Source organism: Paenibacillus sp. FSL M7-0656 (assembly GCF_038003225.1).
Lineage (GTDB): Bacteria > Bacillota > Bacilli > Paenibacillales > Paenibacillaceae > Paenibacillus > Paenibacillus amylolyticus.
In genome coordinates this window covers 1,473,885-1,486,467 of sequence record NZ_JBBOOT010000001.1, presented here as the reverse complement: position 1 = coordinate 1,486,467, position 12,583 = coordinate 1,473,885, and the positions used below count along the sequence as shown (strand labels likewise).

14 protein-coding genes are annotated in these 12,583 nt (G+C 45.1%); 12 read left to right on the top strand and 2 right to left on the bottom strand.

The features are described from left to right. The first annotated feature begins 1 nt into the window (after position 1). The 5 genes from MHI01_RS06200 (at position 2) to MHI01_RS06180 (ending at position 4,815) form a co-directional block, all read left to right on the top strand. Positions 2-850, top strand: a complete 849-nt coding sequence (locus MHI01_RS06200; protein WP_340984831.1) for an AraC family transcriptional regulator — start codon at positions 2-4, stop codon at positions 848-850. Positions 851-986: 136 nt separating this feature from the next. Beyond that, positions 987-1,241 (top strand): hypothetical protein, encoded by a 255-nt coding sequence (locus MHI01_RS06195; protein ID WP_340982770.1) that lies wholly within the window; start codon positions 987-989, stop codon positions 1,239-1,241. A 149-nt stretch (positions 1,242-1,390) separates the two neighbouring features. After that, positions 1,391-1,990, top strand: coding sequence for a nitroreductase family protein (locus tag MHI01_RS06190; RefSeq protein ID WP_340982769.1), 600 nt, complete (start codon positions 1,391-1,393; stop codon positions 1,988-1,990). A 94-nt stretch (positions 1,991-2,084) separates the two neighbouring features. Further along, positions 2,085-3,716 carry an S-layer homology domain-containing protein gene (locus tag MHI01_RS06185; RefSeq protein ID WP_253507756.1) on the top strand — a complete coding sequence of 544 codons (1,632 nt, stop codon included), beginning with the start codon at positions 2,085-2,087 and terminating at the stop codon, positions 3,714-3,716. A 181-nt stretch (positions 3,717-3,897) separates the two neighbouring features. Next, positions 3,898-4,815: an NAD(P)/FAD-dependent oxidoreductase gene (locus tag MHI01_RS06180; protein WP_282321736.1), complete on the top strand. Its 918-nt coding sequence runs from the start codon at positions 3,898-3,900 to the stop codon at positions 4,813-4,815. A gap of 116 nt (positions 4,816-4,931) precedes the next feature. On the opposite strand, the gene MHI01_RS06175 is transcribed toward MHI01_RS06180, so the two are convergent. Beyond that, positions 4,932-5,147 (bottom strand): hypothetical protein, encoded by a 216-nt coding sequence (locus MHI01_RS06175; RefSeq protein WP_036670540.1) that lies wholly within the window; start codon positions 5,145-5,147, stop codon positions 4,932-4,934. Positions 5,148-5,393: 246 nt separating this feature from the next. Between MHI01_RS06175 and MHI01_RS06170 the strand changes: the two genes are divergently transcribed. The 5 genes from MHI01_RS06170 to MHI01_RS06150 all read left to right on the top strand — a co-directional run bounded on the left by MHI01_RS06170 (position 5,394) and on the right by MHI01_RS06150 (position 9,127). Then, entirely contained in the window at positions 5,394-5,747 is a 354-nt protein-coding gene (locus MHI01_RS06170) for a DUF3243 domain-containing protein (RefSeq protein WP_036609024.1), read from the top strand. Between the two features lie 651 nt (positions 5,748-6,398). Next, entirely contained in the window at positions 6,399-6,965 is a 567-nt protein-coding gene (locus MHI01_RS06165) for a hypothetical protein (RefSeq protein ID WP_340982768.1), read from the top strand. A gap of 156 nt (positions 6,966-7,121) precedes the next feature. Continuing rightward, positions 7,122-7,979: a heme o synthase gene (cyoE, locus tag MHI01_RS06160; protein ID WP_340982767.1), complete on the top strand. Its 858-nt coding sequence runs from the start codon at positions 7,122-7,124 to the stop codon at positions 7,977-7,979. Between the two features lie 426 nt (positions 7,980-8,405). After that, positions 8,406-8,888 (top strand): tetratricopeptide repeat protein, encoded by a 483-nt coding sequence (locus MHI01_RS06155; protein ID WP_127546157.1) that lies wholly within the window; start codon positions 8,406-8,408, stop codon positions 8,886-8,888. Between the two features lie 32 nt (positions 8,889-8,920). Further along, complete coding sequence (locus MHI01_RS06150; RefSeq protein WP_340982766.1) at positions 8,921-9,127, top strand: hypothetical protein; 207 nt, start codon at positions 8,921-8,923, stop codon at positions 9,125-9,127. A 40-nt stretch (positions 9,128-9,167) separates the two neighbouring features. Here MHI01_RS06150 and MHI01_RS06145 read toward each other — a convergent pair whose 3' ends face one another. Further along, on the bottom strand, positions 9,168-10,043 hold the full coding sequence (locus tag MHI01_RS06145) for a LysR family transcriptional regulator (RefSeq protein ID WP_253507762.1): 876 nt from the start codon (positions 10,041-10,043) through the stop codon (positions 9,168-9,170). Between the two features lie 165 nt (positions 10,044-10,208). On the opposite strand from MHI01_RS06145, the gene MHI01_RS06140 reads away from it, so the two are divergent. Together MHI01_RS06140 and MHI01_RS06135 are read left to right on the top strand one after the other, a co-directional pair. Then, complete coding sequence (locus MHI01_RS06140) at positions 10,209-11,156, top strand: DMT family transporter (RefSeq protein WP_340936197.1); 948 nt, start codon at positions 10,209-10,211, stop codon at positions 11,154-11,156. 190 nt (positions 11,157-11,346) lie between these two features. Continuing rightward, positions 11,347-12,378 (top strand): LacI family DNA-binding transcriptional regulator, encoded by a 1,032-nt coding sequence (locus MHI01_RS06135; protein ID WP_100528793.1) that lies wholly within the window; start codon positions 11,347-11,349, stop codon positions 12,376-12,378. The last annotated feature ends 205 nt before the right edge of the window (positions 12,379-12,583 follow it).

The window sequence follows — 12,583 nt, the reverse complement described above, 5'->3', positions numbered from 1 at the left end:
CATGATGCAATTTAGTGCTTCACTGGAGTATAGTTACCGATCCACCAGCATATTTAACCCAGGCAAGTCAGATGGATTCCACTCACATCCACATTATGAGATTTATTATTTTCATGATGGAGAATGTACCTACATCATAGGAGACCGGGTATATAACCTGGAGCCGGGTGATCTGGTGTTAATGCATGGCTTGACTCTTCATCGACCACATCCGAAGCCAGGCAGTGCTTATGAGCGAAGCACACTGCATTTTGATCCGTCTGCCATTCGCAGCAGCCTGCATCCGGACCGTATGGCTGAGGTCCTGAGACCATTTGAAGAACTCAGAAATTGCCGGGTCAATCTGAAGGGAGATCACCGCTCTGAATTCGAATCTCTATTGCATGATCTTCATCGTCTGTCTCAAAGTCAGAGCAATTTCAGGCAAGAGCGAATGAATGTCAGACTGTGTGATCTGTTGTATTTTGTAGCAGAGATCTGCCAGGGTGATGTCCAGGAACAACTTCCCTCATCGGAGAGGGAGCGGCATGTCCAACACATTATTCGTTATGTGGATACCCATTATATGAAGGACATTGGTCTGGATGATCTGGCACTGGAATTACATCTGTCCAAGCCATATCTGGCAGGCATGTTTAAGGAAATGACAGGTTTGACGATATTCAAATACCTGTATGACCGCCGTATCAATCAGGCGAAGCTTTTGTTTCAGTTTCAGCCTGAGATCACCGTGACAGAAGCAAGTCGATTGTCCGGTTTCAAACGCCTTTCTCATTTTAGTCGGATGTTCAAACAAAGTGTGGGATGTTCGCCTGATCTGTACCGTACCCAATTGCATCGCCAATCATAGAAGTCGTCTTTGAGCTGACCAGCTTGTCTGGTTGGCTTTTTTTGTTGGTTTTTGTTTGAGGAATGCATCCCACTGTGTTTAGAGGACACGCAGAACAGGTAAAGAAAGGTAATGAACCCAGAGGAGGCGAATATGAATGAAACAGCGCACACCGGATCAGAATAACAACGATACCCAACAGGAACAATCCCGTGACAATCCTGAACAATATAAGACAGAGCGCGAAAGTCTGCTTGACCGACATGAAGAAGAACAGACCGTAGATCCAATTCCGATGGAAGATCTGAATATGGAAGCTCAGGAAGAGAAGAATAAAGATCAGACAAAAAGTAACTCGTCTACGGAAGAGAAATATCGGGCGGATTATCGTAAAAAGACGGGCGAAGGATAATTTCGATTGCTGTATTGGGCAAACTTGTTGAAATGTTTTCAGTGAATGTATATTTAGTGAAAATAAATTAGTTTGTTGACTAATGTATGTTACTATATTATAGTTACTGTGTTGGCAATTGAAAAAAAAATTTTGGGAGGCGAATAAGAATGACAACTTTTTTTGATGCGTTGAAAAACAGAAGATCTTATTATGGAATCAGCAAGGAATCTACAATTTCGGATGCTAAAATCCAGGAAATCGTAGAAGAAGCGGTGAAATATACACCAACTTCCTTTAACTCACAAACATCCCGTGCCGTTGTATTGCTCGGTGAACAACATGATAAATTGTGGAATCACACAGAAGAAATTTTGCGTGAAGTGGTAGGTAATGAAGAAGCCTTCAAATCCACAGCAGAAAAAATGACTGGATTCCGCAGCGGATATGGTACGGTTCTCTTCTTCGAAGATAACAATGCGATCGCACAGCTTCAACAAAATTTTGCAGCTTATGCAGATAACTTCCCAATCTGGGCTAACCAATCCAACGGTATGTTGCAACTGGTAATCTGGACTGCTCTGGAACAAGAAGGTCTGGGTGCATCTTTGCAGCACTACAACCCGTTGATTGACGAGAAAGTGAAGCAAGAATGGAGCATTCCTGAGAACTGGAGATTGATCGCTCAAATGCCATTTGGTAAACCAACGGCAACACCGGGTGAGAAAGAATTCCAACCAATTGAAGAGCGCGTAAAAGTACACAAGTAAGCTTCGCATTTCCCAACATTTAACCACATACGGCCTCGCTTCAATTTGATACGATGATAGTTGATCGTAATCCAATGAAGCGAGGCTTTTTAATGTGAATAATAGATTAAAAGACATAACGAACCAACGGATATGGAAAACGGTTTTATGCGGGTTATTAACACTTGGATCGGTGGCTGGATACAGCTCTACCGTTCAGGCCGCAACCGTGCAGCAACAGTTTCAGGATACGCACACCAGTTACGCCAAGGATGCCATTACACATCTGGTGGCAAAAGGCATTGCTGCCGGTACGTCAGAGACTACGTTTGAACCGAAGAAAGCCGTTACTCGTGCAGAATTTGCGACGTTTGCGGTGAGATTACTAGGTTTGAAGCCCGTTAAAAATAATATTAATCCCTATCAGGATATAAGCATGAATGCTTGGTATTACGGCAATGTTGCCGCCATGACGAATCTTTTTATTCTGGAGGGTAAGGGTCAGGGAACGTTCCAGCCTAATGCTTCTATTACGCGCGAAGAAGCGGCTGCCCTTCTTGTTCGAATGTTAAAACAACAACCCGTAGAGACATCACTCTTATCTTCAACGTATTTTGACGCAGCAGATATCTCAGACTGGGCACGTCCTTATGTTCAGACGGTATATCAACTTGGACTAATGCGGGGAAGTGGAGGCGTGTTCCGACCACATGACCAGGTAACGCGAGAAGAAGCAGCCGTAATGCTCGATGCCATTTTACAAAAGAAAACATGGTCTGAGCAGTTACAACGTGGGGATGAACTTGGCGTTCAGCTGGGCTGGCAATATAACTCCACTACAACTGAATTCAAGAAACAAGTGGAACAGTCTGAGGTCAACACACTTGTCCCACGCTGGTTTTTCCTGAACAGCAGTATGAAAGTAACAGATCACGCGGACCCTGCATTGATCTCCTGGGCATCAGCCACCGACAGGCAGCTATGGCCATTACTTGGGAATCGTTCCGATTCGGCACTTACCCATCAGATGTTATCCAGCTCAGCCAACCGAGCGGCAGTGATCTCACAGGTAGCCGCTTATGTCAAAACCTATAAATTGGACGGCATTAATGTGGACTTCGAGAATGTTGATCCTGCGGATCGTGAAGGGCTGACGGCATTTGTGACCTCTTTGACGGCTACGTTGCACGCACTCGGTGCTGTGGTGTCCGTGGACGTTTCGCCCGACCTGGGTACTGATTGGACGGATGCATTTGATTATGCCAAACTGGGCGCTGTATCGGATTATATGGTGCTGATGGGATACGAGGAACACTGGAACGGTGATCCGAAAGCAGGATCAGTGGCGTCTCTTCCATGGGTAGAAAAGGCTTTGGATACCATGCTCTCCGAGGTGGTACGTGCCAAAACAATTTTGGCCCTTCCGTTATATACACGAGACTGGTCTTCCGTGAATCCGGCAACCAGTTCTTGGGACATTACACTGGCAGACCAGGGAATGCGTGCGCATGCTACGGGATCTGTAAGACGATGGGATGCAAGTCTGGTTCAATATATTATCGGGTACAACAGTAATGGTAAGCCAAGATATATATGGGCAGAGGACAGTCGTTCGTTATCAGCCAAAGTGTTAATGAGTGAGCAACGGCAAATTGCTGGACTGGCTTACTGGTATATGGGCGGCGAAACAGCGGATGTATGGAACGCCATCTCGAATGCATCGCGATTTGAATCTTATAACTTCTAAGTAATCATAAATCTTATAGGCCCAAACTCACCGTGATTCCTACGGATGGTTTGGGCCTGTTTATTTTGGTATAAGATAAGGAATATGAGGAATCGTTTAAGCTTGGATGAACGGTTTAATGTATATAAGGACAAACTGTTTAATTAAATTAGATAAATGGAAGTTCAGGAGGAGAAGGAGCATGCGAGAGGTTGATTGCATAATTGTAGGTGGAGGGCTCGCAGGGCTTCAGGCAGCCATTCAGCTTGGACGTTATTCAGCTCATCAGGTGTTGGTAATCGACGCGGGAGAAGGCAGATCGACGTTATGCCGGACTTATCATAATATCCTCGGTTTCCCCGATGGGGTATCCGGTGAAGAGCTTAGAGAACGAGGCAGGATGCAGGCAGAGCGGACCGGTGTATCTTTTGAGAAAGACCGTATTGTTAAAGCAGGACGTCATGGAGAGATGATCCAATTGTTCGGTACTTCAGGAACTGAATATAGGAGCAAAACCGTGTTATTGGCAACGGGGCTCACGGATAGAGTTCCGGACATTCCGGGACTAACCCCTACGCTGGGCCGAACGGTGTATGTCTGCCCTGATTGCGATGGTTATGAGATTCAGGATCAACGTACGGTACTATTGGGATCTGGCGAACCAGGTGCCAATATGGCGATGATTTTAATTCAGCGTACGAATGATCTGTTATATATCAATCATGAGCAGGCTCCCATATCTGCAGAGCTGCATCGGAGCATGAAAGAGGCGGGAGTTCGTTATCTGGAAGCGGCTGTTCAGGAAGTACAACAGATTGAGGATGGCCATATCACCGGTGTTCTGACCGAAGATGGGCAGATTTTTGAGTCGGAGCGTGGATTTATCGCATTTGGAGGCAACCGGGTACACTATGAACTGGCGGAGCAGCTGGGAGCTGTAATCGCAGATAATAAACATGTGGAAGCCGATCCGCGCAGCTTGCAGGCAGCGACTAATGTGTGGATTGCCGGGGATCTGGGCCTGCACGCAGAACAAGCAACCGTTGCGATGGGTGAAGGTTCCATTGCCGCGATCTGGATTCATAAGGCGTTACAGCAGATGACCAAGGATTCACGATGAATTTCACCTCCAACTATGAGGTTGATTATTCCATTGCTCATTACCAAAAAAGTCCTCCCAAGCCATGCATGTGGCAGGAGGACTTTTTGAGCTATCTTTTGCTAGGGAGAAAAGGTTTACGCTTGTTTATCCGATGAATCCGTTGACTTGGAAGAAGAACTCTTGTCCTTCGAGTTATGTGAGAAATCTTTGCGAATGTTGTCCACGATATCACCAACCACGCCTTCGATCATATCGGTTGGTCCGGGATTGTTTTTGTCTGGATGGATAACGGTATTCACTCCTGGTTCAAGTTCATCGTTTGTCTTCTCATGTTTGGTTTTATCACGCATGGGAAATCCCTCCTGGTTCGATATTGTATAAGGTGTTCATTAACATATCCAAACACCGTTACGTATATGTAAACGATTAACCACTGTAGTTCTTTTGAAACGTGTACTTGCTCATATATAGAAGATATATACAGAATTGAACGTACTGATTAAACTTCTGCAATACGTTTATATTATAGATAACCAATGAGTATTAAGTTTAAAGCTTGAAACCAATAAATAACTATTATGCAGGAGGTTATTCAGATGAATGAAGAAAATCATGTAATCCATAAAGATGGCCAAGTATCAACTGACAAGGTGGACAATGCAATTGAGAAGATTGCGCCGGAAGAAAGAGAACAGATTTTACAGAACTTTGATGCATTCAAAGAATACCTGGGTAAGCGAATTGCCATGGGAGAATCGATTGGACTAAGTGAGGAGCAGATGGCCAAAATTGCCGAGAAAGTAGCAGATTATCTGGCAGCTCGGGAGGAACCCCGTAATCGTGAAGAAAAACTGCTGCAGGAGCTGTGGAATGTCGGCAAGGAAGATGAACGTCACATGCTGGCTCATATGCTCGTTCGTTTGGCACAAAGCTCCACACCCAATCATTAAGATTAGCATCTATGCCTATGCCTAAGCATAAGAAATACTTTGAGCTGGTCTTCAAACCTGCCAAAAGCTGGAGCGTAACTCTGAGCGTGTCTGGAGCAGGGCATAGAGAGGGGAGCGCTAACGAACCTGTGACGTCTTATTCAGGGGTTTGAAAGTCCCGTAGCAATCTAAGGAATCTGACACACGTTATATTGGTATAAACAGCCGTTAATAGCGTATTTCCAGGAAATTTTGGCAAATAACGTGTCTCATGTTCCTTACAAAATAAAAGGGGCGCCAGATGGCCAAATAAGATGTCCTCGATTCCTTAGTTATCTGGACCATTCGTCTGGACTAGGTAGCTTGGACTTCAAGATAATTTGGACACAGATATCCTTCAACGTATCACTTGCCTGAGTTTAAAAGACACACCCTAATAAATAACCTCTGAATGGCGATGCCTTCAGGGGTTATTGCCGTTTACGGAGACTACAGACAGGAGTAATGACGTACATTGTAACTATTTTTAATCTGGCTGATACTTTTATAATCCCTGTTCGAAGTATGATAGGAAAAGAAAGAACGTTGGAATCGATAGTTCACATGAGCGTTTGAGAAGCAAGACTTCCGGTTAAGGAATAGTAACGTTCATATTAAGGAGAGATGTTACCTATGAAGAACGCGACAAAACAATGGAAACTAGGAATGATCGGTGCAGTTGTTGCTTTACTTGGTATGATTGTGCTGACTACATATTTACTTACCCCTGCGAATGCTCAAGGTAGTACGGACGCTCAACAAACTTCTGCGAAAGAAGCTCAAGTTGCAAACTCCGAGATGTTTACAGCCTATGTTGAAGGTATGCATATAGAAGACGGCAAATTGTTTATGACAGTGGACAAGATTGGCTGGTATCAGGGTGAAGAGGCCGATGCGATTTTTGCACAGCGCAATCCGGAAGCAGGTATAGACGGTGCTCCAGATGGTTACTATATTGTCAACGATAGCAAAGAGCAGGAACAAGTTGAGGTTAGTGCCAATGCTGAAGTATTGATGCAGTTGTATGATCGGGATGGTACGATGCAGGGCGCAGACATTCAGTGGAATGAACCTGTGGCATTATCCAAGTTCGAATCGTTGTATGAGAATACCCGTATTCTTGATCTATCCGTATTCCCGTATCATCTGACGGTGCAGGACGGAAAAGTTACTAAAATTGTGCAACAATACATCCCATAAAATAAGATGAAATTCATCATCAAGCATTCCTCCTGTTCATTGGAACGGTGAGGGATGCTTTTTGGTTATGACAAATTCATGAAAGCGATTGTAATTAATGGTAGGTACATGTATCATTATTGGAATGGCGTTTTTACATAGTTCAGGAGGAGCCTCATGCTTAAAGACATGATTGCATTAACTAAGCCCGGACTTCTAAGGTTAAATGTGTTTGCGGTGGCGGTAGGATTCTGGGTAGCTTCAAAATGGGATATCAACTGGTTATCTCTGCTCATGGTCGTGATTGGATCAACTTTGGTTATTGCTTCAGCTTGTGTTATCAACAATTATTGGGATCGTGAATTGGACCAAAAGATGGAGCGCACCAAAAAAAGGATGGATTACATTAACCATCTGAAGCCAGGGTTTGTACTTGGCTATGGCATTATCCTAGGTGTTGTGGGAGTAGCAGTACTGTATTTCCTGGTGAATCCGTTATCAGGGTGGATGGCACTGCTTGGATGGTTCGCTTACATCGTGATTTACACGATGTGGTTGAAACGCAGTTCAACGTGGAGCACGTCGCTCGGTGGAATTGCCGGAGCGATGCCGCCTGTCATCGGTTATACGGCTGTAACCAATGAGATTGATGCAGGTGCCTGGTTGCTGTTTGCACTATTATTCTTGTGGCAACCACCACACTTCTGGTCATTGGGTATTCGCCGGGTAGAGGAGTATCGCGCTGCGGGCTTCCCGTTGTTGCCAGTGGTTAAAGGGGTGAAACGCACCAAGTTTCAGATGATTCCTTATGTTTTTCTGCTGCTTCCTGCTGTATTTCTGTTGTATTATTACGACTACGTAGGTCTGGTATTTCTGATTGTATCTTTGGTCGGTGGACTGATCTGGTTTGTGCATACACTTAGCGGACTGAAGACACAGGATGATGAGAAATGGGCAAAAGTGAACTTTCTGATCTCGGTTAATTATCTCATGCTCGTATTTATTGTTATGGTAGCGAATACGGTATGGTCTTAATTAGACGATGAACAGATCATTTTCAGAGAGATTTTAGCTTAAGCTATATAAATTGAACTAAACATTTACACAAAACGGAGAGGACAGAAAGAAGCTGAAGAAGCGAAAGCGTTCGCCTAAAAGCTTTCTGAAAGAAAGCTGCATCGAAAGCATACGCTTATCCCCGGATTTTCACCTTTGTTAAAATGATTCGAAAAATCCGGGGATAACAGCGATCGGAAGGTTGTTCTGTCATCGAAGTGTCCAGTGGAAATATGCTTTAGTCCATTTTTTATAACAAGCTGCAAAGAATGAAAAAGCACACGATGGAATAGCGTTTGGACAACCTTGAGTTGTTACAACATATTCTCTGGGGTGCTTTTTTGGTATAATAAAACAATTGAATCATATAAGTGGAATTTATAATGCAAGATGGGAAGTGACAGCATGAGCAATTTGGAACAGGCCGTGCAATGGAGACAAGAAGGCAAGGTGCAGGAAGCGATTGAACTACTGCAAGAGATTACAGTCCAGGAACCCGAAAATGCAAATGTCTGGTATCAGCTGGCTTGGGCACATGATTCGCTTGGATTGGAGCGGGAAGCTGTCCCGCATTATGAGAAGGCACTAAGTCTTGGTCTTTCTGGTGAGGACAGAGCAGGGGCAATACTCGGGCTGGGCAGCACATATCGAACGCTTGGACAGTATGAGCAGGCAAAGGTTTGGTTTGAAAAAGGGATGAAAGAATTCCCGGCGTACCGGGAATTTGAAGTTTTCTATGCCATGGTGCTCTATAATCTGGGTGAACATGCAGAAGCGATGCAAAGACTGCTCGTGCAACTTGCGGACACATCAAGTGACAAGAGAATCAATGACTATAACAGAGCAATCCGTTACTACGCAGATCAGCTCGATCGGGTGTGGGAATAGATCGAATACACAGAAAAGGGAGAGATGGATGAATGAACTCCAATCAAGATCTGAAACAGGTAAATGAAAGGTTGGATCAAATTGAGCAGAAGCTGGATAGATTGGGAGAGAGCCAACAGGGCAAACGCTCACCTGGCGTGCGCTTCCTGATTGGTTTTGGCATCACGATTGCGATTATATCTGTACTGTTGCTGAGTCTTGGTGTTATCCAATTTGTGAGTAATGTGAGTAATGGATAGAAAAAGTCGATCATGACGACAGGTAGTGAGTTCTCCAAATTTACATTACCTGGCCGAGCCACTGTTGTACCTCTTCAATGAAACGCCGCGTAGCTGGCGATAGATTGCCCAAAGATGGGCAGGCCATGCCAATTGTACGATAAGGATCTCCAGAGAGTGGCACGAGCGCGAGTGAATCGGTATGATTTTGAAGAACCATTTCCGGAAGCAGGCTGATACCGAGGCCATTACGGACCATCGCCATAATGGCTTGATCCTCGGCTACTTCATAGACGACATTGAGCTTGGCCGCATGCTGCCGGATCAGTCGTTCAATCTCGTTATCTCCGCCCCACTTGGGCAGAATAAAGGGTTGTTCCAGTAAAACATCAAACGAAACAGACTCCTCTGAGGCGAGAGGATGATCCAGAGGCAGGATGCACATCATCCTGTCTTTTTGTAATGGGATCGTCTCAAAAGGTGATGAATCGCCGAGGGATAGAAATCCGAGATCGATGGCACCTCCAGCTAGCCAGCCCTCAATCTCAGCATAATCGCCTTCCCACAGCTTAATCTCAATTCCGGGATGACGCAGGCGAAATTGTTTCAGGATGCCCGGCAGCCATTGTGTGGAGACACTTGCGAAGGTACCAATACGCACCGTACCAATCTCAGCGCCGCGAATGAGGGAGACTTCCTGGTTCATGAGTTCCGTCCAGCGCAGAATCTCACGTGTGTATCCCAGAATGCGTTCCCCTTCAGCGGTAACCCGCACACCTGAGCGGCTGCGATGGAGCAGGGAAAAACCACATTCTGTCTCCAGACTGGCGATGGCATGGCTGACTGCGGATTGGGTGATGTTTAACGCTTCTGCCGCTTTGGTGAGACTGCCATATTCCACAACGGTATTCAAAATTTCGTATTTGATCAGTGACATGAATGGTTCCGTTCCCTTCCATTTTTGATGCATGAGTTTATTTCATATAATCCATTATAAATATTCATTTTAATAATGCAAAGAGATGGTTTATACTTGCCAAGGCGAGTTAGTTTGACGCACGATCACACAGATCAGAATACATAGAATGAAGGTTGAAGCAAGATGAATGGTGTACAGGTTAGTCAAGGTCAGACAACAAGAAGAGCGGACATACAGATGCTGCTCGCAACGGTTATATGGGGATCTTCCTATCTGTTTATGAAATCGGGCCTGGAGTCCATGCAAGAATTGAATCTGGTCGCATTTCGTTTTGGAATTGCCTTTATTGCGGCAGGGATTCTTTTTCATCGGCGGTTGTTTAAGATGGATCGCAGTACACTTGTGGCAGGCGCTATTATGGGGACAGCTTTATTCGCTGCATTTGTATTCATCACCTATGGTGTGCAACGAACCACGACATCTCAAGCGGGATTCCTAATAAGTTTGGCCGTTATTTTTGTACCGATCCTGACGACGATCCAGCATCGTCGTATGCCGGATAAACGATTGACGCTCAGTATCCTGGTTGCAGTTACCGGTCTTGGCTTGCTGACGCTTCAACATCAGCTTAGTCTGCACACGGGAGATATTCTCTGCATACTAGCAGCACTTGTGTATGCCATCTATATAATGATTGCTGGCAAGTTTACACCGAAGCTTGATCCGTTAACATTGGGAACAGTTCAATTGGGTGTTGCGGCGATGTGGGGAATTGCAGCTACATTTATGCTGGAAACGCCACGTATGCCCGATACGGCTGAATCCTGGGCAGCCATTCTCGGGTTAGGTGTGTTGTGTAGCGGCTTGGGGTATATTCTGCAGACACTCGCGCAGCGTCATGCCTCTCCCACAAGAACAAGTCTGATTTTTTCACTCGAACCACTGTTTGCAGCAGCCTTTGCATTTACCTTTCAAGGGGAATCGCTAACGTTGCAAGGGTATGCGGGAGCAGCTTTGATGTTGGTTGGTGTTCTGATCACAGAGATCAAACTTCCACAGCCTATCTTCTGGCGCAGAAAACGCCCGGTTTTACAGTCGGAACTCGGCGATCAGGGAGCACCAGGCGTATAATTGGCGGACAAAGGGTCCTTTCGTCATCTTCTATGGAAGGTGGGGAGAGGGCCTTTTTTTGGTTATGTCGCACACCTTGTGAAACAGATAAACTACTACCTAACAAAAACAGAATAACATAACCTTGTTTTGTTGATTTTTGTTTTTTATGCTACACTGAATGGAAAATTAGGAAAAACGGGTGAGTAGGATGGCCAAAAGAGTAACGATGCAGCAAATTGCGGATGCTGCGGGGGTATCCAAATTCGCAGTCTCCCGTGCGCTGACGGGCAAGCCTGGTGTGAGTGAGCATACACGCGAGATGATTGTCAGAACAGCGGGGCAGCTCGGGTATTTCAGAACTGAGCCTAAGCGTTATCCGGGGGAGACACAGATATCAACGGAGATGAAGCCAGAAGCGGAGCGACAAGGCACCATATTGATTTTGTTCCCCAACATTCGTTCTCAGAATCGAGCTTCCTTATACTGGGGGCCTGTGTTTGATGGCATTTCTGAGAGGTTGAATGAGAAGGGGATGGATATTTTAACGCTGACAGAACCCTCTTCAGATCGGATGTTCTCGGTCCTTAATCCCGAAGCAATCAGCGGAGTCATTACCGTGGGCACCATCTCGACATCGGTATTGCTGGAGATTTACAGACTGCGTATTCCGCTTGTCATGGTGGATCATGAAGACCCTGCCATATACGCAGACTCGGTTTTTACGGACAATATGAAATGTATGAAAGAACTGGTTCTCATGCTCGTTGGTAAAGGGTATAGAAGGTTCCAGTTTGCCGGGCAACTGCCCGATGCAGCAAGTTTTAGAGAACGCTGGCTTGGATATCGTATGGTGCTGGAAGAGAAACAGTTGGAGGGGGAACAGCAAGACGGCTTGCTGGGACCAGAGTATGATCAGATCCGGAGATCCATTGCTGAAATGGAGCTGGAGGATATCCCTGAAGTTATCGTATGTGCAAATGACCATACAGCTGTTATTGTCATTCAGGCACTCCAAAGTCGAGGCATTCAGGTGCCTGAACGTTGTGCCGTAACCGGATTTGACAATACGCAGACGGATGAACCCATACTTGCTTCGGTACATATTAACAAAGAGAATCTGGGAACGAGAGCAGTAGACCAGCTATTGTGGCGGATCAAACACCTGGATGAACCTTATGAACGCAAGCTGATCTATTCGGAATTAATTATTCGTGATGAATATAACGCCAGTATACTGTAATGGGATATGAATTTACGGGCTCATTTTAACAATGATCATACGGGTAAATGAAATCAGGTGAAAGACATGGAGAGGTTAGAGCTTCATGTCTTTTTGTTATGCAGAGATTGTTTAACAAATTAAATCACAAAACAGATTGACTATAAGAAGCATATCGTGTTAATTTTGTTTTGTAAGTTATTTGTTTTTATAATAACAAAACCTA

Coding starts and splice junctions, on each gene's coding strand:
- MHI01_RS06200 (WP_340984831.1), top strand. CDS start 2: ATGATGCAATTTAGTGCTTCACTGGAGTATAGTTACCGATCCACCAGC.
- MHI01_RS06195 (WP_340982770.1), top strand. CDS start 987: ATGAAACAGCGCACACCGGATCAGAATAACAACGATACCCAACAGGAA.
- MHI01_RS06190 (WP_340982769.1), top strand. CDS start 1,391: ATGACAACTTTTTTTGATGCGTTGAAAAACAGAAGATCTTATTATGGA.
- MHI01_RS06180 (WP_282321736.1), top strand. CDS start 3,898: ATGCGAGAGGTTGATTGCATAATTGTAGGTGGAGGGCTCGCAGGGCTT.
- MHI01_RS06175 (WP_036670540.1), bottom strand. CDS start 5,147: ATGCGTGATAAAACCAAACATGAGAAGACAAACGATGAACTTGAACCA.
- MHI01_RS06170 (WP_036609024.1), top strand. CDS start 5,394: ATGAATGAAGAAAATCATGTAATCCATAAAGATGGCCAAGTATCAACT.
- MHI01_RS06165 (WP_340982768.1), top strand. CDS start 6,399: ATGAAGAACGCGACAAAACAATGGAAACTAGGAATGATCGGTGCAGTT.
- cyoE (WP_340982767.1), top strand. CDS start 7,122: ATGCTTAAAGACATGATTGCATTAACTAAGCCCGGACTTCTAAGGTTA.
- MHI01_RS06155 (WP_127546157.1), top strand. CDS start 8,406: ATGAGCAATTTGGAACAGGCCGTGCAATGGAGACAAGAAGGCAAGGTG.
- MHI01_RS06150 (WP_340982766.1), top strand. CDS start 8,921: ATGAACTCCAATCAAGATCTGAAACAGGTAAATGAAAGGTTGGATCAA.
- MHI01_RS06145 (WP_253507762.1), bottom strand. CDS start 10,043: ATGTCACTGATCAAATACGAAATTTTGAATACCGTTGTGGAATATGGC.
- MHI01_RS06140 (WP_340936197.1), top strand. CDS start 10,209: ATGAATGGTGTACAGGTTAGTCAAGGTCAGACAACAAGAAGAGCGGAC.
- MHI01_RS06135 (WP_100528793.1), top strand. CDS start 11,347: ATGGCCAAAAGAGTAACGATGCAGCAAATTGCGGATGCTGCGGGGGTA.